16 protein-coding genes are annotated in these 21,685 nt (G+C 70.6%); 7 read left to right on the top strand and 9 right to left on the bottom strand.

What is annotated here, in order from left to right:
- Window positions 1–4 precede the first annotated feature (4 nt).
- From ACWDAG_RS13765 to ACWDAG_RS13755, 3 genes are all read right to left on the bottom strand, one after another.
- Entirely contained in the window at window positions 5–4,954 is a 4,950-nt protein-coding gene (locus ACWDAG_RS13765) for an amino acid adenylation domain-containing protein (protein ID WP_450695799.1), read from the bottom strand.
- 198 nt (window positions 4,955–5,152) lie between these two features.
- Window positions 5,153–7,162: a Xaa-Pro dipeptidyl-peptidase gene (locus ACWDAG_RS13760; protein WP_450695798.1), complete on the bottom strand. Its 2,010-nt coding sequence runs from the start codon at window positions 7,160–7,162 to the stop codon at window positions 5,153–5,155.
- Between the two features lie 81 nt (window positions 7,163–7,243).
- Window positions 7,244–7,654, bottom strand: a complete 411-nt coding sequence (locus ACWDAG_RS13755; RefSeq protein WP_450695797.1) for an MmcQ/YjbR family DNA-binding protein — start codon at window positions 7,652–7,654, stop codon at window positions 7,244–7,246.
- A 164-nt stretch (window positions 7,655–7,818) separates the two neighbouring features.
- Between ACWDAG_RS13755 and ACWDAG_RS13750 the strand changes: the two genes are divergently transcribed.
- Complete coding sequence (locus ACWDAG_RS13750) at window positions 7,819–8,184, top strand: VOC family protein (RefSeq protein ID WP_450695796.1); 366 nt, start codon at window positions 7,819–7,821, stop codon at window positions 8,182–8,184.
- Window positions 8,185–8,266: 82 nt separating this feature from the next.
- Here the strand turns inward: ACWDAG_RS13750 and ACWDAG_RS13745 are convergent, their stop codons facing one another.
- From ACWDAG_RS13745 to ACWDAG_RS13735, 3 genes are read right to left on the bottom strand one after another with little or no spacing between them, the layout of a single operon-like run.
- Window positions 8,267–10,069 carry a hypothetical protein gene (locus ACWDAG_RS13745; RefSeq protein WP_450695795.1) on the bottom strand — a complete coding sequence of 601 codons (1,803 nt, stop codon included), beginning with the start codon at window positions 10,067–10,069 and terminating at the stop codon, window positions 8,267–8,269.
- Between the two features lie 46 nt (window positions 10,070–10,115).
- Window positions 10,116–10,523 (bottom strand): nuclear transport factor 2 family protein, encoded by a 408-nt coding sequence (locus ACWDAG_RS13740; protein ID WP_450695794.1) that lies wholly within the window; start codon window positions 10,521–10,523, stop codon window positions 10,116–10,118.
- Window positions 10,524–10,557: 34 nt separating this feature from the next.
- The gene (locus ACWDAG_RS13735) at window positions 10,558–11,163 is read right to left on the bottom strand and encodes a LuxR C-terminal-related transcriptional regulator (RefSeq protein ID WP_450695793.1); all 606 of its coding nucleotides are present in this window, start codon (window positions 11,161–11,163) and stop codon (window positions 10,558–10,560) included.
- A 291-nt stretch (window positions 11,164–11,454) separates the two neighbouring features.
- Between ACWDAG_RS13735 and ACWDAG_RS13730 the strand changes: the two genes are divergently transcribed.
- From ACWDAG_RS13730 to ACWDAG_RS13720, 3 genes are read left to right on the top strand one after another with little or no spacing between them, the layout of a single operon-like run.
- A complete protein-coding gene (locus tag ACWDAG_RS13730; protein WP_450695792.1) occupies window positions 11,455–12,876 on the top strand; it encodes a cation:proton antiporter domain-containing protein in 1,422 nt (473 codons plus the stop codon).
- On the top strand, window positions 12,873–13,064 hold the full coding sequence (locus ACWDAG_RS13725) for an MbtH family protein (protein WP_145766821.1): 192 nt from the start codon (window positions 12,873–12,875) through the stop codon (window positions 13,062–13,064). Before ACWDAG_RS13730 ends, ACWDAG_RS13725 begins: the two co-directional genes overlap by 4 nt.
- Before the next feature lie 25 nt (window positions 13,065–13,089).
- Complete coding sequence (locus tag ACWDAG_RS13720; RefSeq protein WP_450695791.1) at window positions 13,090–16,404, top strand: amino acid adenylation domain-containing protein; 3,315 nt, start codon at window positions 13,090–13,092, stop codon at window positions 16,402–16,404.
- A gap of 99 nt (window positions 16,405–16,503) precedes the next feature.
- On the opposite strand, the gene ACWDAG_RS13715 is transcribed toward ACWDAG_RS13720, so the two are convergent.
- Window positions 16,504–17,544, bottom strand: coding sequence for a hypothetical protein (locus ACWDAG_RS13715; RefSeq protein ID WP_450695790.1), 1,041 nt, complete (start codon window positions 17,542–17,544; stop codon window positions 16,504–16,506).
- A gap of 117 nt (window positions 17,545–17,661) precedes the next feature.
- The gene (locus tag ACWDAG_RS13710) at window positions 17,662–18,414 is read right to left on the bottom strand and encodes a leucyl/phenylalanyl-tRNA--protein transferase (protein WP_450695789.1); all 753 of its coding nucleotides are present in this window, start codon (window positions 18,412–18,414) and stop codon (window positions 17,662–17,664) included.
- Between the two features lie 83 nt (window positions 18,415–18,497).
- Here ACWDAG_RS13710 and ACWDAG_RS13705 point away from each other — a divergent pair, with 83 nt between their 5' ends.
- From ACWDAG_RS13705 to ACWDAG_RS13695, 3 genes are read left to right on the top strand one after another with little or no spacing between them, the layout of a single operon-like run.
- Window positions 18,498–19,289, top strand: a complete 792-nt coding sequence (locus tag ACWDAG_RS13705; RefSeq protein ID WP_450695788.1) for a thioesterase II family protein — start codon at window positions 18,498–18,500, stop codon at window positions 19,287–19,289.
- Window positions 19,290–19,304: 15 nt separating this feature from the next.
- Entirely contained in the window at window positions 19,305–20,315 is a 1,011-nt protein-coding gene (locus ACWDAG_RS13700) for a fatty acid desaturase (protein ID WP_450695787.1), read from the top strand.
- A complete protein-coding gene (locus ACWDAG_RS13695; RefSeq protein ID WP_450695786.1) occupies window positions 20,312–21,544 on the top strand; it encodes an ATP-grasp domain-containing protein in 1,233 nt (410 codons plus the stop codon). Before ACWDAG_RS13700 ends, ACWDAG_RS13695 begins: the two co-directional genes overlap by 4 nt.
- Here ACWDAG_RS13695 and ACWDAG_RS13690 read toward each other — a convergent pair.
- Entirely contained in the window at window positions 21,531–21,674 is a 144-nt protein-coding gene (locus tag ACWDAG_RS13690; protein ID WP_450695785.1) for a hypothetical protein, read from the bottom strand. The genes ACWDAG_RS13695 and ACWDAG_RS13690 overlap by 14 nt on opposite strands.
- Window positions 21,675–21,685: the final 11 nt, after the last annotated feature.

Raw genomic sequence — 21,685 nt, 5'->3', positions numbered from 1 at the left:
CGGATCATCCCTCCCGGCCGTCGCTCTGCGCGGCGGCGTCGTCGGACAGCGCGGCCAACTCGGCGACCAGCGCCTTCTCCAGGTACTCAGCCACACCCGCGATCGTCGGCGCGCTGAAGAACTGTCGTACGGTGACCGCCACCCCGAAGCGGGTCTTGACCCGGTGCAGCATCTGCAGGGCCGACAGCGAGCTGCCGCCGGCCTCGAAGAAGTTCTGCCGTCGGCCGATCTCCTCCACGTTCAGCAGGTCGCGCCACACCTCGGCGAGCTGCGACTCGATCAGCGAGGTGGTCTCCGAGATCCCGGCGCGTGCCCCGCGATCCTGCGCGGTCGGCGCCGGCAGCGCCTGCCGGTCGACCTTGCCGGACGGAGTGAGCGGCAGCGCGGCCAGCTTCACGTAGACCGCGGGCAACAGGTACCGGGACAGGTAGCCGGCCGCGTACTCCGCCACGTCGGGGACGACGGCGTCGGGCCCCACCAGATAGGCGACGATCTCCTTGGCACCGGGCTCGTCCTCCCGGATCCGCACGGCCGCCTGCTCGACCGCAGGGTGACCGCGCAGCACCTCCTCGATCTCGCCGGGCTCCACCCGTACGCCCCGGACCTTGGCCTGGCCGTCGGACCGCCCGGCGTAGTGCAGCAGGCCGTCGTCGTCACGGACGGCCAGGTCGCCGGTGCGGTACAGCCGCTCCCCGGGCGTCACGGGCCAGGGGTGCGGCAGGAACCGTTCCGCGGTGAGATCCGGCCGGCCGAGGTAGCCGCGGGCCAGGCCGTCCACGCCCGCGACATGGAGCTCGCCCACCACGCCGGGGGCCACCGGCTGCAGAGCCTCGTCGAGCACGAACAGCCGGTAGCCGTTGACCGCCCGTCCCATCGGGACGCCGCCGTCCGGCCAGTCACGGCCGCTCCACAGCGCGACCTCCGAGGTCTCCGTCTGGCCGTAGGCGTTGTCCAGTGCGACGTCGAAGTGGGCGGCGAAGCGCCGCAGCAACGCGGCCGGGACCGCCTCGCCGGACGTCTGCACGCGATCGAGCCCGGGGTACTTGGTGGCGGAGACCGTGGCCAGATACATGTCCAGCATCGACGGGACGAAGTGGGCGAGCACGGTGTCCGGCGTGGCGAGCAGCTCGGCCAGATACGGCACGTCGGTCTCCGTGCCGGCCTCGGCCAGCAGCACCGTCGCGCCGGCCCCGAGCGTCGCGAAGATCTCCCAGATCGCGACGTCGAAGATCAGCGGGGTCTTGTGCACCACCCGATGGCCCGGGCCCAGCTCGTAGCGGCGGGCGATCCACTCCACCCGCGAGGCCGCGCAACCGTGATCGATGATCACGCCCTTGGGCCGGCCGGTCGACCCGGACGTGTAGTAGACGAACGCCGTGTTGCGGGGGTGGATTCCCACATCCGGCCCGGCATCGGGCCCGCCTTCCGACCCGGCCGAGGCCGGGTCGATCACCGGCACGTCCTCCAGCCCGGCCGGCACCGCGGACGTGATCACCGCGGCCATCGCGGAGTCGGCGGCGATCCAGCGCAACCGCTCGGCCGGATATCCCGCGTCCAGCGGCACGAACCCGGCACCGGCGCGCAGCACCCCGAGCACCGCGGCGACCGAGTCGACGGAGCGCTCGACGCAGACCCCGACCAGCGACTCCGGACCGATGCCGGCGGCCGCCAGCGTGGCCGCGATCGCCTCGGACCGGGCGTCCAGCTCGGCATAGCTGACGGCGTTCGTTCCGGCCTGCACGGCCACGGCCGACGGATCGCGGGCCAGCGCCGCGCGGAAGCCGTCGTGCAGCAGCGTGCCGGCGGCGCCGCGGTCCCGGTGGTCGGCGTTGATCGCGGTCAGCTGGGCGGTGGCCGCGGCGAGCGGCAGCAGCGGCAACTCGGCAAGCCGCGCCGACGGGGCCGCCAGCGCCGACTCGAGAAGTGTCACCAGGGCGTCCTGCCAGCGATCGGCGGACGGGCGGTCGAAGCGGCGGGTGGCGTACTCCACCTCGCCGGTGACCTGGCCGTCGTCCAGCCGCAGTGTGCAGGTCAGTGCCACCTTGGCGGTGCCCGAGTGGATCAGCTGTTCGGTGATCTCGAGGCCGTCGATCGCACCGCCGTAGTCCACCGGGGTGGACTGCAGGACGAACATGGTCTGGAAGACCGGGTTCTCGGCGGCGTCCCCGCCCTGGGCGATGCCGTCGGTCATCTCCGAGAACGGCAGGTCCTGCCGGGACAGTGCCTCGGCCAGCGCCGCATCGGTCCGCTCCACCAGCTCCCGGAAACTCATCCGGGGGGTGAACCGCATCCGCAGCGGCACGGTGTTCACCAGGTATCCGATCAGCTCCTCGGTGCCCGCCCGCCCCCGGCCGGCCATCGGAACGCCGACCACGATGTCGTCGGCGCCGCCGGTCATCCGGTGCAGCGTGGCGAAGAATCCGGCGAGCAGCACGCCGAACGGGGTCGATCCGCAGGCCCGGGCCACGTCCTCCACCTGGCCCGGGACGAGCCCGCCGAGCCTGAGCGGTATCGAGAACCCGGCCTGCCCCGGTGACCCGGTCGGACGGCCCGGCTCCACCGCCGGCGCGTCGCCGGACAGCCGGTCCCTCCAGTACCGGCGCTGCCCGGCCGCCTCCTCCGAAGCCAGCCAGCGCTCCTGCCAGGCGACGTAGTCGGCGTACCGCACCGCGGGCTCGGGCAGCCTGCGGCCCTGGTACAGCGCGGCGAACTCGCGCCGGAACACACCGAGCGACCAGGCATCGAAGGCGCTGTGGTGCACGTTGAGCAACCAGAGGTGGTGCTCGTCGTCGACCCGGTAGCAGGAGGAGCGCAGCAGCGGGCCGGTGGACAGGTCGAACGGCCGGGCCGCGTCAGCCTCGGCCCGGCGTGCCGCGGCGGCGCGGTCGGCCACCGCCGTCACCCGGGTGCGGACCGGCACCGGCGGCTGGAGGCGGGACCAGACCCGGCCGTCGCGTTCCGAGAGGGTGGTACGCAGCGCCTCGTGGCGGGCCAGCAGCTCGGTGAGCGCGGCGTCCATCCGGTCGACGTCGAGCGGACCGGAGATCCAGTACCCGAGGGGCACGGCATACGTCGCCGCACCGCGATGCAGCTTGTCCAGGTACCAGAGGGCGGCCTGGCCACGGGACACCGGCCGCCACTCGTCGCGCTCGCCGGTCGGTGTCACGGCTCCCACGTCGGGTTCGTGCTGTTGCGCCCCCTCCACCAGCGCGGTGAGGCCGGCCACGGTCGGTGCCGAGCGCAGTTGGTCGAAGCTCAGCGCCGCCCCGGTGGCCTGGGCGATGCGGCTGAGCAACTGCAGGCCACGCAAGGAGTCGCCGCCCGCCGCGAAGAAGTCCTCGTCGGCGCCCGGCGACCTGCCCAGCACGTGTGCGACGAGGCCTGCGACGGTCTGCTCCATGGTGGACGGCAGGATCCGGCCGGGCCGGTCGGCGACGGCCGGTGGCGGCGGCAACTCGGACGGGAGGGCCTTGCCGCTGAGCGGGGATCGCGGGATCCGGTCCAGCCGGACGATGGTCTGCGGGAGCATGACGGCGGGCAGCCGGCCGGCCAGCTCGTCCCGGAGAGCGGCCTCCGCATCCGGCGCCGCGTCCGCCTCCACGTACGCGATCAGGCGCGCGCCGGAGACCGGGTCGTCGACCGCGACCACGACGGCGTCACGTACGCCGGCGCAGGCCCGCACCGCGTTCTCCACCTGGCCGGGCTCGATCCGAAATCCACGGATCTTCACCTGGCGATCGGAGCGGCCGAGGAACTGCAGGTTCCCGTCGGGCAGCCGCAAGGCCCGGTCACCGGTCCGGTACATCCGCGTGCCGGGAGGCCCGAAAGGGTCCGGCCAGAACCGGTCGGCGGTGGCCGCGGGCGCGCCCGGATAGCCGCGGGCCAGCCCGGAGCCGGCGATCCACACGCCCCCGGGTTCACCGTCGGCCACCGGCGTCAGGTCGTCGTCGAGCAGGCGTACCGTCACCCCGGGCAGCGGCCGGCCGATCGGCACGAGCTCGATGTCGTCGGGCAGGTGTGCCGGGTCCGGCCGGTATGTGGTGCAGCTGATCGTGGTCTCGGTGGGCCCGTAGTCGGCGACGAAGTCCACCGGTCGCGAGCCGACGACCGCCGACCAGGCGGCGAACTTGTCCATGCGGATCTTGTCGCCGCCGACGAAGACCGTGCGCAAGGTCTCCGGCAGCGCCACCACGCCGTCCCGCAGGTCGTCCGTCCACTGGTGCCAGTACGCGCTCGGCAGGCTCACCACGGTCACGCCGCGCGCGGTGATCAGTTCGGTCAGCTCGACACTCGTCGGCCGTGGCGCGTCCGGTAGCACGACCGTCCCGCCGGCGAGCCAGACCGGCAGCACCTCCTCCAGCGAGGCGTCGATGGCCATCGAGGTGAACTGGAGGAGCCGGTCGGCCGGTTGCAGGCCCAGCTCGGCGCGGATCGCGGCGGCGTGGCCGGCCAGTGCGGCGTGCGAGATCCCGATCGGCTTCGGCCGACCGGTGGAGCCGGAGGTGAACATGCAGTAGGCGAGGTTGTCCGGCCACATCGTCGGCGCCGCGCCGGCGACCGGGTCCGCGCTGTCCAGGTCGACCAGCTCCACGACCGAGAAGCCGGGACCGGCCGGCACCGGACCGGATCCGGAGTGCAGCAGCAGCTCGACACCGACGTCGGCCAGCATCGAAGCGGCCAGCTCGGCGGGGAGCGCGGCGTCGATCGGGACGTAGACTCCGCCGGCCTTCCAGACGGCGAGCAGCGTCACCAGCCAGCGCGCCGACTGCTCTACGGCCAGCCCGACCCGAATCTCGGGGCGCACACCACGCGCGGCGAGCAGGCCGGCCAACCGCCCGGCCTGTTCGTCGAGTTGGGCGTAGCTCAGGACACCGTCACGGGACACGACCGCGGGCGCGGCCGGTGTCCGTGCCGCCTGCGCTTCGATCAGATGGTGTACGCAACGATGGGACATGAATCGCCTGCCTCCGTATCCGAAAGGGCGTGAATCGCGCGGGGAACGGGGATCTGCCACCGTGTCCAACTGTGTGAAATGCGCGGTCAGACAGTGCCTTGAGCAGTGCTTCAGCAGGCTAGACCTGGATTTCGCAGGTGGGGAATTGCTCCGTCCTCCAGCGGGTTTTGGGCCGGGCCGATGTTGAACAGCCGTAACTCAACCGATCACGGAATGCGCATGTCGAACAGGGCACCCAGATATGTCGGGTGTCCGGATTCGTGCGGTGGTGCGACAACCTCCCCAGGGGACCAGGGAGTTCCGGCGGTGGATGTCCTTCTGGCCGAGCCGGTCGGCGGCCCTGACCCGCGGAGCTGTTGCCCCCGGCTGCGGCAGGCCCGCACTCCCCACCACGGGCAGGGTCAGGTGGCTGCCGCGCAGGTCCAGTCGTACGGTGGCGCCGGTGGTGGACGGGGTCGTGAATTCGAGGTCGCTCTGCTGCAGGATCAACCCGAGCACATGCCCGGCCCGGACGGTCTGGTCGGTGGCCTGCATCGGCATCTCGATCGAGTACCACCGGTCGGGCTCCAGCGGAACCCGGAAGCGCAGGGAGACCCGGTGTGCGGCGTCCTGCCAGCCCCGGGTCAGGATGCCGCGGTCGCCGGTCACCACGTCCTGGGCGGTGTCCAGATAACACGCGTCGTCCGCTGCGGTCGACGCGCCCCAGCATGATTCGGTGTCCAGCGTGCGGATGCCCTCGTTGGGGTAGATGGTGTTGACCCGCGGGATGGTGCCGTAGTCGACGAGCCGGGCGCTGAGCTCGGTGGTCGGCCGGTCCACCTTGACGCGCAGGGTCACGGCCGGGATTCCGGAGATCCGTACGTCGCGGGTCAGCGGCCCGGAGAGGAAGGCGGCCCGGCCGGCGACCGCATCGTTGGGGTCGGCTGTGGCGGCGTCCTCGAACAGGTCGGGGTTGTCCACCCAGGTCCTCTCGCCGGTGCCGGTGTGCTCGCCCAGGGTGCCGGTGGTGCCGTCGCCGTTGCCCAGAGGGACCTGCACCTGGTGCGCGTCCGGGGCCGGCCAGGCAGGCTGATCGGTCCATGTGCCGGGCGAGGTCTCCATGGTCACCTGCGGTTCCCGGTCGATGCCGTTGTGCAGGCCCTGCAGGTAGAAGTCGAACCAGCGGTGCAGCGTGTCGACCCACTCGGCGCGTCGGAAATCGAACGGGTCGACGTTGCCCGCCTGGGAGAGCCAGAGCTTGCGAGGAACCTCCAGCCCCTTCCACCACAGCGCGAATTGGTTCGTCATCACGTTGCCGTCGTTGAGCCCGTGCACCAGGAAGACCGAGGCCCGCACCTTCGACGCGTACGGTCGCAGGTCGCGCTCCGCCCAGAAGGCGTTGTAGTCGCCGGTCGCGTCGTCGCTGCCGGTGTCGAGTTCCCGCAGTGTCCGGGCGCAGGCTTCGGCCGGGCGGCTGGTGACCAGATCGAAGAGGGACTCGTTGGCGTCCGGGCTGACCACCACGCCGTTGTGGCGCGCGTAGTCGTATCCGCTGGAGGTGGCCGCGATCGGCACGACGGTCTTCAGCCCGTCGACGCCGGTGGCCGCGACCTCGTTGGCCACCGTCCCGTCCGCCGACTTGCCGATCATGCCGACCCGGCCGTTGGTCCAGCCGGTCGCAACGGCCGGTGAGCCGTCGGCGTACGTGGCCCTTGCCCGTCCGTTGAGCCAGTCGACGGCGGCCTTCGCGCCCAGCGTGTCTTCGCGCCCGTCCGTGTCCGTGCACCCGGTGGACCGGCCGGTGCCGGCCAGGTCCACGGTGACGACGGCGTACCCGCGCGGTACGAAGTAGTTGTCGTAGAAGAGCGGTTGCCTGACGATCGTGCCGCCCGCGTCGTATTCCTTGAGCTCCTTCTCGTTGCCGCGGCCGCAGCAGCCGTAGAACGGCGACGCCTGCATGATGACCGGCACCCGGACACTGCCGGCCCGGGGCCGCACCACATCCACCGCCACCTTGTCGGGCACTCCGTCGTAGTCGTCGTCCAGGGGGGTCTGAACCCAGACGCTCTCCCGGATCGCGTCCGCGTATGAGTAGACGGGCACCGTGCTGTTTCCGCGGACATACGGATCGGCGGCCGCGGTGCTCGCCGGCGCGACGGCGGTGTTCATGACGGCGGACAGACTCATGACCGCAGTCAGAACAATGGAATGCACGAAGAATCGACGCATGATCGAATTGTTGGGAAGTCAATGCCGCAGAGGAAGCCTCGCGTTGCCGCATAATCCGGGGACGCCGAGGCCCGCCGCCGGTCAGTTGATCGGTGGCAGACGGGCGGCGAGGAACTTCGGAGCCATCTCACGGTAGCTGTCGGTGATCAGTTCGGTGAGCTCGGTCCAGTCGGTGTGGTCATCGAGAACGGCGGCGACGACGTTGTGGCCCCAGTCGGCACGGAAGAACGGGAAGCCGCCGGAGGTCAGGCCGAGCAGGTCGTCGACGGGCACCCGAAAAGTCATCACGACCGGTGCCTGACCTGCTTTTTCATACGGGGCGTAGACCGGGTAGCGATCCGTGTCCGGGCTGTAGACATGGGCGAATGTCCTCGTGCGGATGCGCCAGCGCACGCCGATCCAGGCCGGTTCCTCGTACGACTCGGGCAGTTGCCGACAGATCGGCCGCAGCCGGTTCAGGATCTCGGGCGGCACGTCTCCAGGACTGGACATGCGCCGACACTAGCGGCCGCCTGCGATGTCCGCGCCGGACCCGGCAGGGCGGGCCGCCCGCGCGATTCCCCAAAACGTGGGGCATCGCGGAGGCTGCTCTTCACCGAATGAAGTAGCCAGAATGATTTTGCTTGGTACGAATTCGGCCGGAGAGGGTGTGGCTTGTGGATTTCAGGCGCCGGACAATCGTTTTCGAGACGGCGGATCTTGATGCGGAAAGTGCGTTCTGGGCGGGGCTGCTGGACGGCACGGTCGAGGCGAAGGACACCTGGCACAACGTCTGGGTCGAGGGGGAGTGGCACCTGGCCGTCCAGCTTGCGCCCGATCATGTGCCGCCCGTCTGGCCGGACGGGGCCTCGTCGCAGCAGGTCCATCTCGACTTCTACCTCGACGACCTCGAAGCCGCGCACGACAAAGTGATCAAGCTGGGTGGGAGGCTGGTCAAGTCGGCCGACGATCCCGGCGCACGCACCGGATTCCGGGTCTACACCGATCCGGCCGGTCACCCCTTCTGCCTTGCCTGGCCGTAGTGCCGCAACATCTCTGAGCAGGAAAAGACGCTGGTGGCGGGCCTCCGGGAGGGCCCGCCACCAGCGTTTGTCCGTGGGGTGATCAGACGTCGAAGATGTAGAGACCGTAGTTGCGGTCGGTGACCAGGACGTAGTTCTTCTCACCGATCTTGTGGACCACGACTCCCACGAAGTCGTTGCCGGGCTCGCAGTAGGCGCCGACCTCCCGCAGGCCGTCCGGGCCGTAGCTCAGGACGCGGAGACCGCCCGAGTAGAAAGTGGCGTACACCAGCTTCCGGTCCGGATCGATCGCGACGTGGGACGCCGAGAGATCCCCGAAGCCGATCGCGTACTTCGGGTCCTGCGACTCGGGGATGGCGTACGTGTCGATCTGTTCGATGGAGCCGCTGCCGGCGGCCGGTATGTCCGTCTTGAACAGCCGCAGATAACCCCATCCGTTGAACACCGACCTGAGGTCGATCGCGGGAATGTCCGGTGCGGCCGGTGTCGCGGTCGAGCCGGCCGTCTCCTCGGTCACGCCGGTCACCCCGAGCAGCCGCAGACCGGTCAGGCGGTTGACGAAGATCAGCGGGATCGGTCCCTTGGCCGACGTGGGGTACTGGTGGAGCGCGTCCGGCCCCTGGCGGTTGAAGACGATGCCTGCCGAGTAACCGGCCGCGGCGATGGCGTTCAGCTTCTCCTGGAACGAGCACCCGGGGTTCGACCCCGCGGTCAGCAGCGAAGCCTCACGTTCCATGAGCGCGATCCCCTGGCCGGGTGGCACCGTGCCCGGGCATCCGCCGCCGACGAAGGTCGGGGTACCGGAGATGCCGTTGACGTCGTCGATCGGCGCCGTGTCCGGGCTCCAGGCCGCGGTGAACTCCAGGCCGGCGTCCGGCCCCGACGTGATGGTGCCGAGCAGGCGCACCGCTTCGTAGTTCTCGTCGGCGCCCACCAGATACCGCGCGTCGGGCGAGAGCGCACTGTGTTCGGCGTTGCCCTCCGGCGCGACCTGTTGGCCGTGTTTCGCCCGCTCCTCGTCCAGTTCGGGGTAGAAGGACTGAGCGATCATCGACACGTTGCCCGGCGTCGGGTCGGTCACATCGAGCAGCACGTAACCGCCGTCCCAGTACGTCGCGTTCATGACGTAGCGGTCGCCGGTCCGCTGCACACCGACGGCGTGGGCGAACACCGAGTTGAGGCCCGCGGGGGACTCCTGTGCAACGCCGAACGGCGGCACGCGCAGGTCGAGGGAGTTCACCATCGACGGGTTGCGCGGGTCGGTGATGTCCATGATGCAGATGTCGGTCGTGATCTTGACAGTGACCATGGCGACGTAGGTGCGGCCGGTGAAGCCGTTGGTCCACGGGAACACGTAGTAGACCTCGACGGCCTGGTCCAGCGGTGAGCCGTCCACGTCCGTGTAGTCGCCGGCGTGGGCGGCCAGAAGCTTGGCGTGTTCCGGGTCGGTGATGTCCCAGATGTTGATGCCGCCCCGCTGGCCCGGCCCGGTCGGGTCCGGCGCGTGGGCCTGGGCGTAGATCTCGTTGCCGTGAACGAACAGCGTGCCAGTGAAGTACTCGTTGTCGATCTCGATGACGCCCGGACCCTCACCGACGTAGTTGCCCGTCGTCGTCTCCATGAACGCGCCTTCGACCTCGAAGGGCGCCTGCGGATCGCTGATGTCGATGACATAGGCGCCGGTTCGCTCACACGTCGGTTCGCGGTAGGCGGTGAGGAACGCGTGATTCCCGTACGCGGCCAGGTCGCAGATGTGCCGCTCCAGGCCGGCCCCCGACGGGTTGTTGACCTTCGCCCTGCCCATCCGCCGCACCCCGTATGTGACAGGCGGCAGGTGCTCTCTCTCAGGCGCGTGATCACCGTCGGGCATGCCGGTGCCGGTCATGTGTACCTCCTGACTGTGCCTGCCTTCGACAATCCGAAGGACGACGTCACTTCTGCTCCGCGAACGGGGTCATCTGGAAACTGACGAACCGCCAGCCGTCACTGTCGTGTCGGTGCAGGATCTGGGTGGCCACGCCCGCGAGCGTGCGTTCGCCGCCGTCCGGCGTACGCAGAAGGTTGGTGAGCGGGCCGGTGATGATCGCGACGTCACCGACGAGCCGGATGAGCAGGTCGCCCCTGGTGATGCCGAGGTAGGGGCGCCGACTCGCGGTGTGCTCGAGAAGTTGGGCCTTGGTATGGGTGATGCCGTGTGCGTGCGTGTGCACGAGAGTGTCGTCGAAGATCCTGTCCAGGGCGTCCAGGTCGGCGGCGACGAGAGCCCGCTGCCGCAGCTCCTCGACGGCATGCAGTTCGGCGATGGTCCGGTCATCGGGCGTGTGAACGCTGGCGTGCATGCAGCCTCCGTGCTGCTCTGCCTACGGCCTTCGATCAGGCGACGGGCCTTGCCAGCTGGCTGAGGAGTGCGACGCGGGTGAGCTCGGCCTTGTTGCCGACGCCGAGCTTGGCGCGGATGCGCTTGACATATGTGTCGACGGTGTGCGGGCTGATGCCGAGCCGGGTGGCGATCTGTCCGTGGGTCAGTCCCCGGGAGATCTGGCTGAGGACCTGTTCCTCGCGTCCGGAGAGGTTCAGCGTGAGCGGATCCTGACGTTCCGCCGGGGACTTCGCGATGTGGCCCTCGGGTAACACCCGGGCGCCGGCGGTCACGGTTCGCAGCGCCGCGACCAGACTCTCGCTCGACTGCCATTTGTGGATCACGCCGATGGCGCCCGCCTCGAGGTACTCCTCCGCCGGCAGTGACCAACTGTTGAGCAGGACCAGGACCGCCGTGGTCCGGGCCGCCTCGGCCACGTCGTCCAGGCCGTCCGCTGCCCCCAGGGCGTCGTCGTCGATCAGAGCCGCATCGGCGAGCCAGGAAACCTGTTCGGTCGGAGATTGACGGGTCGAGACGATGGATATTCCTTCGTCCGAGAGAATTTGTATGAGGCCGACGAGATAGACCGGACTGCTGATCAGAGCATCAACGCGAAGCATTATTCCCCCGTAGATACCTGGATGATGTTCTCCATCGTCAAGCCAGCGGTATGCGGATCATCGGCCTTCCTGCCGTCGCGCACCGCTGAACTGGCACACGGCAGGGTGGTCCATGGCCGAGACCAGCCTCCGGAAGGATCTAAAGCTATCGAACAAGCGGCCGTGATCTACGGCCGCTAGCGATTATTGGACCCTTCGCGGCGGCTCGCTCGTCGCGCCAATCGGGGACATGGACCCGCAGCCGTAAGATCGATTATTTTGATCGGTTCCACTCACCTCTGCCGAACGCAAGTGACGCAGCCGCAAGGGAGGGACCCGCGAGGCGACGGCATCCTGTCGCCGGTTCACGTGACTGCGCGGCCCCGGTCGGTTCTGCCTAGTGTCGATCACACACTGGCTTGGCGAAGGGACGAACCGGTGGCTATCGGCACGGTTGCGGCGCTGCTCCTCGCATTGGCGGTGATCATTCTCGTCGCCCGGGTCCTGGGGCTCCTCTGCCGGCGGATCGGGCAGCCGGAGGTGATCGGCGAGATCGCCGGCGGCATCCTACTGGGGCCGACCCTGTTCCACGGTGCGATCACGCGCACGCTGTTTCCGACCGATATTCGTCCCTCGCTCACGACGATCGCCGGCGTCGGCGTCTGCGTCTTCATGTTCCTCGTGGGGCTGCATCTGGCCGACAGTCCGCTGAGCGGGCAGAGCCGGATCGTCATGTCTTTGTCGATCGGTTCCGTGGTCGTGCCGTTCGTCCTGGGCAGTCTCTTCGCGATCGGCATCGTGGGCGACCGGTCCGGGCAGAGCGCGGTTGTCTTCTGCCTGTACCTCGGCACCGCGATGTCGATCACTGCATTCCCGGTGCTGGCAAGGATCCTGACCGACCGTCAATTGATCGGCACGCCCATCGGTGGTCTGGCGCTGGCCGTGGCCGCGGTCGGTGACGTCCTCGCCTGGTCGGTGCTTTCGGTACTGGTCGCCCTCTCGCACGGGAACCAGCCACCCTTGCGGATGCTGCTCGTGGTGCCCTTCGTGGCTCTCCTCGTCGGGGTGGTAAGACCGGCGCTGGCCAGGCCGGCGCGGCGCCGCCCGGTCGGACAGCAGCGGGGGTCCGCCGCCCGGATCGCCCTTGGCGTCGGCCTGTTGGCCGCGCTCGCCGGCGGACTGTGGCTGTCGGCCGCGGCGACCTCGTGGATGGGACTGCACCAGATCTTCGGCGCGTTCCTGTTCGGCGCGGTGATGCCCCGTTCGGGCGCCGCCGGCCTGCGTGAGCGGGTACTGCCCTGGGTCGAGCGGATCGACCGTACCGTGCTGCTGCCGCCCTTCTTCGTGGTCGCCGGCTTCGCGGTGAACCTGTCCGGAATGGACGCCCGGGAGTTCGGCCTGCTGCTGTTGATCCTGCTGGTCGCGATCGGCGGCAAGATGGCAGGCACCTTCATGGCTGCGCGGCTCGTCCGGGTGGCCCCGCGGCACAGCGCCGCACTGGCCGTGCTGGTCAACACGCGAGGGCTCACCGAGCTGATCGTCCTGGCCGTCGGTCTGCAGATCGGCCTGCTCGATCAGCGCCTGTACTCGCTCCTGGTCCTGATGGCGCTGATCACCACATCGATGGCGGGTCTGCTGCTGCCCTTCGTCTACCCCCGGCAGCAGGCCGGGCCGGACCGCGAACCCCGCTCGGCCGACGCGTTCGCACCCCTGGTGAGAGAGGAGTCGAAATGAACCCGTTCGACGACCCGGAAGGCCGTTTCCTGGTGCTCGTCAACGACGAGGAACAGCACTCGTTGTGGCCCAGCCGCCGGGCGGTGCCGGCCGGCTGGCGGCTCGTCCACGGCGAGGACAGCCGGCAGGCGTGCCTCGACTACGTCACGCAGCACTGGACCGACCTGCGCCCGCTCAGCACCCGTTGAGCGGTCCGCCGAGAAGGGGCAGCCCGTGATCGCGATCTCCGACTTCCTGGAAGAACTGCGCCTGGCCGGCGTACAACTGTGGCTTCAGGACGGCCGGTTGCGCTATCGGCCGGTCGGCGCGCTCGACGGCGAACGGCTGGCCGTGCTGCGCGAGCGGCGCGACGAGGTGATCGCCACGATGCTCGGCGACCCTGCGACCGGGGCCCGGCCGGATGTCATCCCGCTCTCCGACCACCAGAAGGGCATGTGGTTCCTGGAGCAGATGGGCGTGCTGGGCGCGGCGTACAACCAGACGGCGCTGCACCGCATCACCGGCGACCTGGATGTGGCTGCGCTGCGGTCGGCGATCGCGGAGATCATGAGACGGCATGAGATCCTGCGTACGGCGTTCCCGGCGCGCGACGGCATCGGCGTCCAGGTCGTGGAGCCGCCCGGTGACCCCCGCTTCACCTTTCTCGACGTGTCCGACCTGTCCGCCGCCGAGCAGCAACACTGGCTGGACGAGCGGAAGCGGATGTATGCGGAATACCGGTTCGACATCTCCGTGGCGCAGAACTTCCGGACCGAGCTGATCCGTCTCGCGCCGGACGAGCACGTGCTGGTCTTCCGTTCGTACCATCTGGTGCTCGACGGGCCCTCGCACGCCAACCTCTACCAGGAGCTGCGCACGCTCTACCGCGCGTACCGGACCGGCACCCCGCCCGAACTGCCCGAACTGAGCATGCAGTACGCCGACTACGCCCTGTGGCAGAACAACCGGGACGACGCCGAGACGAAGCGGCACATGGATTACTGGACGCAGCGACTGGCCGGCGCCCCGCACATCTTCGACCTGCCGACCGACCGGCCCCGTGCGGCCACCGCCGAACTCGACGGCGACACGGTCGAGGTGCCGGTGCCCGCCGACGTGGCCGAAGGGCTGCGTCAACTGGCCCGACAGGAGGGCGCCACCCTGTTCATGGTGCTGCTGGCGGCCTTTCACACGCTGCTGTACCGGTGGAGCGGCCAGAGCGACGTCAGCGTCGGGATGGTCCTCGACGGGCGGGCGCGCCCGGACGTCGAGGCCAACATCGGCCACTTCGTCAACCCGGTCGTCCTGCGGGCCGACCTGGCCGGGCGGCCGACCTTCGCCGGTCTGCTGGGCCAGCTCCGACCGCGACTGCTGGAGGCCTACGAGCACCGGCACGCACCGTTCGACCGCCTGGTGGCCGAGCTCCGGCCGCAGCGGGACCTGGCGGTGCAGCCGCTGTTCCAGGTGCTGTTCACCTATCTGAGGGCTGAGCCGTTCGACATGCTCGACGGGCTGACCGTCACCCCGATCGAGCCGGACGAGCGCAAGGCCATGTTCGACCTCACGCTCTTTGCCCAGGAGAACGAGACGGGGGAGTTGAGCGTCGGGCTGGAGTACCAGACCGCGCTGTTCGAGCGCGCGAGCATGCAGCGCCTGGCCGGCTACCTGGTCAGCCTGCTCGCCGCGGTGGTCACCACACCGGACGTGCCGATCGACGAGCTGCCCCTGATGAGCGCCGCGCAGTGGCACGAGGTGCTCGAAGTCTGGAACGGCCCGGTCGCCCGACACGACGACCTCTGCCTGCACCAGGTGGTCGAGCGGCAGGCCGCCGCCACACCGACCGCCGTCGCGGCGGTGTTCGACGGCCGGGAGCTGACCTACCGTGAACTGGACGAGCAGGCGAACGGTTTGGCCCGGCAGCTGCGGGAGCGGGGCGTCGGCCCCGATGAGCGGGTCGGCATCGCGCTGCCCCGCTCGCTCGACATGGTGGTCGCCAACCTGGCGGTGCTCAAGGCGGGCGGTGCCTGCGTCCCGATCGACCCCACCTACCCGGCCGCACGCCAGCAGTTGATCGCGCAGGATGCGGCGCTGTGCCTGCTGATCCGCCCGGCCGGCGGCGAGGCCGGTCCCGACGGATGCGCGCCGGTGCTGGCGTTCAGCCCGTCGGCCGACGCCACCGGCCCGGTGAACCTGGCCGACCCGGGCAACATCGCCTGGGTGCTCTACACCTCCGGCTCCACCGGCCGGCCCAAGGGCGTGGCCATGTCGCACCGGGCCCTGCTCAACCAGGTGCGGTGGCAGCAGCGCCAGGGCCCCGGCGGCCGCGGGCGGACCCTGCAGTGGGCGGCTCTCAGCTTCGACATCTTCTATCAGGAGATGCTCACCACGCTGGCGGTGGGCGAGACGCTGGTCCTGGTCGAGGAGGAGGTCCGGCACGACTTCGAGCGTCTGCTCGACGTCATCGAGACGCAGCGCATCGAGCGGGTCTTCATGCCGTTCGTGGCCCTGCAGAGCATGGCCGAGCTGGCCGTGCGCCTCGACCGGTTCCCGCCGTCGCTGCGGGCGGTGCTCACGGCGGGCGAGCAACTGCAGGCCACCCCGGCGATCCGGGAGTTCTTCACCCGGCTGCCCGACTGCACGCTGTTCAACCAGTACGGTCCGATCGAGGTCCACCTGACCACCTCGCACCGGCTCGGCAAAGACCCGGCGCAATGGCCGGCGCTGCCACCGATCGGCCGGCCCTTCGACAACGCGCGCACATACGTGCTCGACTCCGAGCTGCGGCCGGTGCCGCCCGGCGTGGCCGGCGAGCTGTTCGTCGGCGGCACCCCGCTGGCCCGCGGATACCTGGGCCGCCCGGAGCTGACGGCGGAACGGTTCCTGCCCGACCCGTTCGCCGACGGCGCCCGGATGTACCGCACCGGGGACAAGGTCCGCTGGAACGCCGCCGGGCAGCTGGAGTTCATCGGCCGGTTCGACGACCAGGTGAAGATCCGCGGGTTCCGGGTGGAGGTCGCCGAGATCGAGACCGTCCTCGCCGGCCACCCGCAGGTGCTGGAGTGCGCCGTCGCCGCCCACCGGTACGGCATCGGCGACCGACGCCTCGTCGCGTACGTAGTGCCGGACCCGCAGGCCCCGCCCGCCGCCGCCGAGTTGCGCGCCTTCCTTGCCGACCGGCTGCCGGACTACATGGTGCCGGCGGCCTATCTGACGGTGACGGAACTGCCGCATACGCCGAGCGGGAAACTCAGCAGGGCGCTGCTGCCACGGCCGGACGACGAGACGGAATGGGCCGGGGCGGCCGAGTACGAGCCCCCCGGCACGCCGCTGCAGGAGCGCATCGCCGCGATCTGGTCGGAGGTGCTGGCCGTGCCCCGGGTCGGCGTGCGGGACAACTTCTTCGAACTGGGCGGCCACTCGCTGCTGGCGGTCGCGGTCGTCAACAAGGTCGGGGAGGCTGTCGGGCGCACGGTGGCTCTGCGTACGCTCTTCGAGGCGCCGACCGTGGCCGACCTCGCCACCCGCCTGAGCGAGCCGGACCCGAGGTGAACGGGCCGTAGCGGCAGACCTCTCCGTTCCCGGAGCGCCATGCACGCAAACGGGCCGGTGTCCTGGTGGACACCGGCCCGTCCCGTTCCTGCCGCGTTCTCAGCCCGACAGTTCGCCGGCGGCGGTGTTGCCGTACTCGTCCTCGAGCCCCATCGCGAGCTGGATCCAGGCCGCCGCGCAGGACCTCGCCAGCGACCCGAGATTGAGCCTGGAGTGCGGCGGGATGTGGCTCAGCGACAGCGGGATCTCGTCGGGCACCAGCACCCGCGGGCCCAGCCAGCGCAGCAGCACCCGGCCTGACTCGGTGTAACGCAGCGAGGGATCCCGTTGGATGGTGTCCAGCAGCGACCGCAGCTCCTCGGAGGGGTCGGCCTCCGGCAGCTTCACCGTCATCTGCCGGTCCACTCCGCGGTCGCTGCGTTCCGGCCGCGTCCGACGGTCCAGCACGGGGTCCTCGCCGGCCTGCAGACGCGCTCGGACACTGCGCGCGGTCTCCACCGAGATGCCCGCCTCCTGAGCGATCCGACGCAGCGTCGCCTTCGGGTGCAGGGCGATCAGCTCGGCCGCGGCCTGCCGCCCGGCCGCCCCGTTGATCGGCCGTACCCGGCCGTCACGGCCGATGCGCGCCTCGACCGGCGGGCCGTCGATCCCGCGGCGCAGGGAGCCGACCGTCTTCGCGGCCAGCCCGGCGGTGAAGGCGATCGCCCGGTCGGACAGCTGCGGGTGGCTCCGGATGATCCGGACCGCGGCGGCGCGCCGATCGGCGAGCGTCAACGGCATGCCGTGCGACACGTTGAGCCGGACCGCGAGCAGGAACGCCTCGTGGTCGTCGCCGTCGAACAGCTGCGCGCGGATCTCCCGCTCGCCGCGCAGCCGGGCGGCGGTGAGCCGGTGCATGCCGTCGATGACACGCATGGTCGCCCGGTGCACCACGATCGGTGGCAGGTCCGCCTCCATCTCCGCCATCGATCTCGCGTGCGCCAGGTCCACGCCTGCGGAACGCGGCGAGTCGCCGTCGCGGATGGCGGAGAGGGGCAGTTGTACGACAGTGTCGTCCCGGTCGCAGGGCGGCGGCGTGCACGGCTGCACCCCGGTGGAGGTCCCGGCTTCATGTGTGGATCTGGAGGTGTTGACCGGCACTGGTTCAGCTCCGTTTCTTGTCACGGCCTCATTGATCGAACGAAGACAAACGGCCTTCGATCATCCTGACCACGGGGCCGGACGCGCGGGACTCACCAGTTTTGGGGGCAACACCCGCTATCCCGGCGTGCGGAGGAACCCCAGGCGCCGGGCCGGCTCCACACCGCCGGCCAGAGGCACCGGATCGCTGCCGCGGGCCAGGGTCGCCAGGAACTCGTGGCGCGGCACCGGCCCGGCGCCGAGCCGCCGGCTCCGCTCGCTGTCCCACTCGACGTCCAGCAGCGTCACGCCGCTGCCGGCCAGCCGGTGCTCCATGTCGAGCAGCGCCACCTTCGACGCGTTGCTGCGCCGGTGGAAGCAGGTGTCCAGGACGAACACCTCCCCGGTGCCGATGCCGATGGCACCGCCCACCAGCTCGTCGTCCTCCCACACCTCGACACTGTGCGCCCAGCCCAGCTGGTTGAGCGCCGTCATGCAGGCGCACAGTTCGGTGGTCAGCCACTCGGGGGTGCGGTCCCGGCGGCACTCGGCAAGCACGCGGGCGAAGTCCTGGTTCGCGGTGGTGGTCCAGGTCAGCCGGTTGCGCAACAGCTTCATCAGGCTGCGCGCCTTGGTCAACCCGCCGTACGGGACGACCGGCCGGGGATCCGGGGACCACCAGACCAGCGCGTACGGGTCGGGCAGTGGCGAGTCGAGCACCACGGTCGCCCCGGACGCCACCGAATCCTCGTACAGGGCGTGGTTCGCCTCGATGTGAGCCGCGGTCGCGGCATGCATCGGGAAGGTGCCGTGGCGGTAGCCGCCGAGAACGGTGGCCGGGTCGAGCCGCCCACCGATCGCGACCGGCGCGTCGGCCGGGGCACTATCCATCGCAAGTCCGTCCCAGATGCATCCCTCGCAAAGAATCACATGCGGATTCTGGCCTCAGACCCGCGACTGACGGGAGTCCCTCGATGACCGCACCCACGACATCGGGCACCGACGGCGCATCGGCGCGCTGGCTGCACCGGCCCCGGCCCCGCCAGGATCCGACGGCGCGCCTCGTGTGCCTGCCGCACGCAGGCGGCACGGCCGGCGCCTACAGCCCGTGGAGCGCCCGGCTGCCGGCCGGGATCGAGCTGATCGGCGTGCAGTACCCGGGCCGCCAGGACCGCTTGGCGGAGCCGCTGATGTCGTCGGTCCGGCAGATCGCCGACGCGGTGGCCCCGGCGCTGGCGCCGTTGGCCGACCGGCCCCTGTTCCTGTTCGGGCACAGCATGGGCAGCCTCGTCGCCTACGAGGTCGCGATCCGCATGGAAGCCGGCCCAGGGCCGGATCCAGCCGGCCTGTTCGTCTCCGGCCAGTACGCCCCACAACGTTCCGCACCGCCCAGGGAGGCGCTCGACGACGCCACCGTCGAGGCCGAGGCCCGGGAGTCCGGCTGGACCGATCCCGTGGTGTTCGACCACCCCGAACTGCGCGAGCTGGTGCTGCCGGCGCTGCTGGCCGACGTCCGGGCGTCCCTCTCGTACCACCGCGACGAACCGGTGCGGCTGCGGTCCCCGATCGCCGCCTACGGGGGTCGCGGCGACTCCGGCGACGTGGACGGTGATCTGGCCGCCTGGGGTGAGCTGACCACCGGCAGCGCCGTGTGCCGGGCGTTCGACGGCGACCACTTCTACCTCCGGGCCCAGGAGGCCGAGTTGGTTGCCGACATCGTTGCCCGGATGTCTGACTGGGGAGAGCTGCCAGTTGGACATCACTGAGTGAGGAGAAGGACCGTGGCTGATTCTGATCTGGCAGAGCGGTACCGCTTCGCGCCGGACATCCTGGTCGCGGTCCGGGCCGCGTCCCGGCCGGACAACTGGCACGGTCCGCTCGAAGCCGTCATGCACTGGGCCTGGATCGCCTTCTGGTGCGCGGCCTCGGTGCTGTCCTGGCAGCACGCACCCTGGTGGCTGGCGCTGCCGGTGTATCTCGTGGCGGTGTTCTTCATCGGGGGCCGGCAGCGTGGCATCGCCGGGATGCTGCACATGGCGACACACCGGGTGTTCATGGCCGACCACCGGGTCGGCAGTGTGATCGGGGCGGTCCTCGGCGGATATCCCGTGCTGCAGAGCTACACGGGTTACCGGGCCTCGCACCTCGGTGAGCACCACGGCCGGCTGGGCGACCCGGACCGCGACCCGGACTACCGGCAGTACCGGGACAACGCGCTGTGCGGGGACGACCTGAGCCGCCAGGCGCTACGCCGCTACCTGCGTACGATACTGACGCCCCAGGCGACCGCCTCGTACGTGCTCTACCTGCTGCGGCACCGCATCGTGGCGGCGGGGGAGCGGCCCGCCGAACGGGCGTTGCGGGTGGTCCTGCTGGCAGGGGTGGTCATCTGGGCCGTGGTGGGCGGCTGGTGGCTGTGGCTGGTGCTGCTCTGGTTCGTGCCGCTGGTCACCACACAGGTGTGGATCGGTGCGGTGGCCGAGTTGATGGAGCACTTCCCGCTGATCGAGACCGCGCCCCGGGTGGACATCTACATGTCCTGGAACCGGGTCTACGGGTGGGGCACCCGGTTCCTGCTGGGGGAGATCGACGGCGAGGGCTTCCACCTGGTCCACCACCTGTTCCCGCGGACACCGATGTGGCGGCTGCGCGAGGTCGACGCGATCCTGAGCCGCGACCCGGTGTACGCGGCACTGCCTCGGCTCGGCGGCGCCCTGGGCGGGCTGGGACAGATCTACCGTTCGCTGCCCGCGCACCGCGAGTTGGGCGGCACCGCACGGGTCGGCGCATGACGCAGACGGTGGTCGTGGTCTACACGGCCGGCGCCGCCACACCGCTCGAACTGGCCGCCGACGCCGAGGGTTACGACCTCGTGTTCGCGGTGCCCGTTCATGAGCTGGCGGACGGACTGGCCGATCTGCTGGCGGCCATCGGTGAGGTGGTCGACGTGACCGACGAGGCGGCCGGCGCCGCGGTGCTCGGGGCCCGCCGTCCGGCCGGCATCGTGGCCTTCTCCGACCGTGACCTACCGCTCGCGGCGCGGCTGGCGTCCCGGCTCGGCCTGCGATACCACTCGCAGAGCGCGGTGTCGGCCGCCACCGACAAGCACATCCAGCGGCAGCGGCTGCGTGCGGCCGGGCTTCGGGTGCCGCGGTTCCGGCTGCTGGCGCGGCCCGGCCAGGCGGTGGAGGCGCTCGCCGCGGTGGGTACACCGGCGGTGCTCAAGCCGGTCCGGGGCGCGTCCAGCCGGCAGACGTATCGCCTGGACAGCCCGGCGGACGCGGTGCGGTACGCCGAAGACGCGTTCGCCTCGGGAGACGCCGACCGGTTCGTGGTCGAGGAGATGCTGGTCGGCTGCCCGTCGGTGGCCGGCCCCGGCCTCGGCGACTACGTGTCGGTCGAGATGCTGCTCTGGCGCGGCACGGTCGCGTGCCAGGTGCTCAACTCACGGCTGCCGTTACGGGAACCGTTCCGGGAGCAGGGCTTCTTCGTGCCCGGCCTCCTGCCCGCGGCGGTCGAGGCGGAGGTCTACCGGCTCACCGCGGCGGCCTGCCACGCTCTCGGCCTGCAGGACGGCTGGGTGAACGTCGAGCTGAAGCTGACCGCCGAGGGGCCCGTGGTGATCGAGGTGAACGCCCGCCTCGGCGGCTATGCGGCCGCCCTGCTGCACCGGTCGTTCGGCGTGGAGGTGGTCCGGCTGGCGTTCGACGTCGCCGTCGGCCGCCGGCCGGTGGTGCGGCTGGGCGAACCGGCCGCAGCCGCCTTCTGCTACCAGATCCTGCCACCGGTCGGTGACTGGCGGCTGGCCTCCTGGGGCAACGTGGCCGACCTCGCCGCGCGCCCCGACGTCCTCTCGGTCGTCCTGACCGCCGAGCCCGGTGACCGGGTCGACTGGCGGCTGGGCAGCCAGGGCACGCTCGGCGTGGTGGAGGGCCTGGCAGAGCGGCCGGACGCGGTGCTCACCGCGGTGCGCGCCATCGAGCGGGCCGTCGCCGACCAGGTGGTCTTCAGCCCCGCGTGATCGGCTGCTGCCAGTAACTCGCCCTGCGCCGGGACCACGAGCGGCGCATCGGGTCGCGCAGGACCCGCAGCACCAGGCCCGCCGGGACCACGAGCAGGACGTACGCGAGGGTGAGCAGGGCGTTGCGCATCAGGAACCCCT

The organism is Streptomyces sp. NPDC001157 (genome assembly GCF_053598255.1).
Note: the sequence above shows the minus strand (reverse complement) of the source record. Positions and strands in the feature narration are given on the sequence as shown.

What these genes read in the sequence shown, in the direction of transcription:
- ACWDAG_RS13765 (WP_450695799.1), bottom strand. Translation starts at nt 4,954, where the DNA reads ATGTCCCATCGTTGCGTACACCATCTGATCGAAGCGCAGGCGGCACGG.
- ACWDAG_RS13760 (WP_450695798.1), bottom strand. Translation starts at nt 7,162, where the DNA reads ATGCGTCGATTCTTCGTGCATTCCATTGTTCTGACTGCGGTCATGAGT.
- ACWDAG_RS13755 (WP_450695797.1), bottom strand. Translation starts at nt 7,654, where the DNA reads ATGTCCAGTCCTGGAGACGTGCCGCCCGAGATCCTGAACCGGCTGCGG.
- ACWDAG_RS13745 (WP_450695795.1), bottom strand. Translation starts at nt 10,069, where the DNA reads ATGACCGGCACCGGCATGCCCGACGGTGATCACGCGCCTGAGAGAGAG.
- ACWDAG_RS13740 (WP_450695794.1), bottom strand. Translation starts at nt 10,523, where the DNA reads ATGCACGCCAGCGTTCACACGCCCGATGACCGGACCATCGCCGAACTG.
- ACWDAG_RS13735 (WP_450695793.1), bottom strand. Translation starts at nt 11,163, where the DNA reads ATGCTTCGCGTTGATGCTCTGATCAGCAGTCCGGTCTATCTCGTCGGC.
- ACWDAG_RS13725 (WP_145766821.1), top strand. Translation starts at nt 12,873, where the DNA reads ATGAACCCGTTCGACGACCCGGAAGGCCGTTTCCTGGTGCTCGTCAAC.
- ACWDAG_RS13710 (WP_450695789.1), bottom strand. Translation starts at nt 18,414, where the DNA reads ATGGATAGTGCCCCGGCCGACGCGCCGGTCGCGATCGGTGGGCGGCTC.
- ACWDAG_RS13705 (WP_450695788.1), top strand. Translation starts at nt 18,498, where the DNA reads ATGACCGCACCCACGACATCGGGCACCGACGGCGCATCGGCGCGCTGG.
- ACWDAG_RS13695 (WP_450695786.1), top strand. Translation starts at nt 20,312, where the DNA reads ATGACGCAGACGGTGGTCGTGGTCTACACGGCCGGCGCCGCCACACCG.
- ACWDAG_RS13690 (WP_450695785.1), bottom strand. Translation starts at nt 21,674, where the DNA reads ATGCGCAACGCCCTGCTCACCCTCGCGTACGTCCTGCTCGTGGTCCCG.